This is a genomic window from Methylibium sp. T29-B (genome assembly GCF_000576225.1).
Taxonomy (GTDB): domain Bacteria; phylum Pseudomonadota; class Gammaproteobacteria; order Burkholderiales; family Burkholderiaceae_C; genus Methylibium; species Methylibium petroleiphilum.
In genome coordinates this window covers 1-1851 of the sequence record NZ_AZSN01000317.1, presented here as the reverse complement: position 1 = coordinate 1851, position 1851 = coordinate 1, and the positions used below count along the sequence as shown (strand labels likewise).

2 pseudogenes are annotated in these 1851 nt (G+C 70.5%); both read left to right on the top strand.

The features are described 5' to 3' along the window. Nucleotides 1-1080, top strand: a pseudogene (locus Y694_RS21540) (ABC transporter permease); the annotation flags it as partial. 190 nt (nt 1081-1270) lie between these two features. Further along, a pseudogene (locus Y694_RS21535) lies at nt 1271-1851 on the top strand (hypothetical protein); the annotation flags it as partial.

Genomic DNA, 1851 nt, shown 5'->3' with positions numbered 1-1851 from the left:
CGCGCCGTCGCGCTGCCGCTGGCGCGGCCCGCGCTGGCGGCTGGCGTGGCACTGCCCTGATGGAGACCTGGCGACTACGGCGTCGGCTCCTACTTCGGCCTGACCACCTTCACCACCGGCATCTACAAGGCCTGGCTGGCGATGGACGACCGCATCGCCGCCGCACAGCTCGCCACCTTGCTGCTGCTCGTCGTTGCGCTGCTGTTGTGGGCCGAGCGGCGTGCGCAGCGGAGGCTGCGCTATGCCAGCAGCCGCGCTGGTGCGGCGGCGCGCGAGGGCCGGCCGGTTCCGCTGCACGGCCGGCGCGCCGTGCTGGCCTTCTCGCTGTGTGCAGCGCCGGTGCTGCTGGGTTTCGTGCTGCCGGTGGCGGTGTTGCTGCGCGCGGTGTGGCTGGAGGCGCGCCATGGCGAGTTCGGCCTGCCCTGGCTGCGCTTCGCCGGCTGGGCGTGGACCAGCCTGCAGCTTGCGACCATCGCAGCACTCGCCGCCGTCGCGCTGGCGGTGCTGCTCGCCTTCGTGCTGCGGGGACGCGCCGGCGGTGCGGTGCGGCCGCTGGCCCGGCTGGTGTCGCTGGGCTACGCGGTGCCGGGCGCGGTGATCGCGGTCGGCCTGCTGTTGCCGGTGGCTGGGTGCAGGCCGCGGCCCCCGGCTCCAGCGCGTCCGCCTGGGTGACCGCGGCAGCGACCGGCAGCATCGGCGGCCTGCTCTACGCCTACCTGGTGCGCTTCTCGGCGGTGGCGCTGCAGTCGGTGGAGGCGGGCTATGCGCGCATCCCGGCCAGCTTCGACGACACCGCCCGCACGCTCGGGGGCGGGGGGCGGGCGGCTGTTCTTCGGCGTGCACGCGCCGCTGCTCACGCGCTCGGCGCTGGCCGCGGCGCTGCTGGTGTTCGTCGACGTGATGAAGGAGCTGCCGGCCACGCTGGTGCTGCGGCCCTTCAACAGCGATACGCTGGCCGTGGTGGCCTACCAGTTCGCACGCGACGAGCGCCTGGCCGAGGCTGCGCTGCCTTCGCTGGCGATCGTGCTGGTCGGCCTGATTCCGGTGCTGCTGCTGTCGCGCGCGATGCGGGTGCGGTGAGCGGCACCCCGCCGCGGCTGGTGCCTCCGACAGGAATATTGGGTGATATTTGGCTATCGCCGGCTGTGCGGTGATGTGCCGGTAAGTTCGCGCCACGCTTGAGTTTCTTGGCCTATCCGGACCTGTCCGGGTTCGTGGCCGTTAGGGCGGTTCGGGTACATTCGTCGCGTCCCCGCCCTAACAAATCACGTTGGCCTACTTCCGCAAGCTCAAGACGGGGAACTGGTCGGCGCAGATCGATCGGGCCGGCGTTCGGACCTCCCAGACCTTCCCGACCAAGGCCGCTGCTCAGGCCTGGGCGACCAAGACCGAGGCGGAGATCCTTGCCAAGAGGCGAGGGCAGACGGTCAAGCGTACCCTGAGGCAGGCCCTTGAGCGCTACCGGCAGGACGTGAGCGTCAAGAAGCGTGGCAAGCGCTGGGAGGAGATGCGGATCGGCTCCTACCTCGGAGAGTTCGGGCTGCCGTTCGCCGACAAGTGGCTGGAGGACGTGACTCCTGATGATTTCGCCAGGTGGCGGGACCATCGGCTCAAGGGCCTCAAGAGCTCGTCGGTCGCGCGGGACTTCACCCTGCTCTCCTCGGTGATGTCGATCGCTCGGGACGAGTGGGGCTGGCTCCACGCCTCCCCGTTGACGAAGGTCAAGCGCCCGAAGCAGCCGCCTGCCAGGACGAGGCTGATCCACTGGACGGAGATTCGGGCGATGCTCCGGGCTCTCGGGTGGGCGAGGAAAGCTCCGGAGAACCTCTCCCTGTTGACGCCGACCGAAAA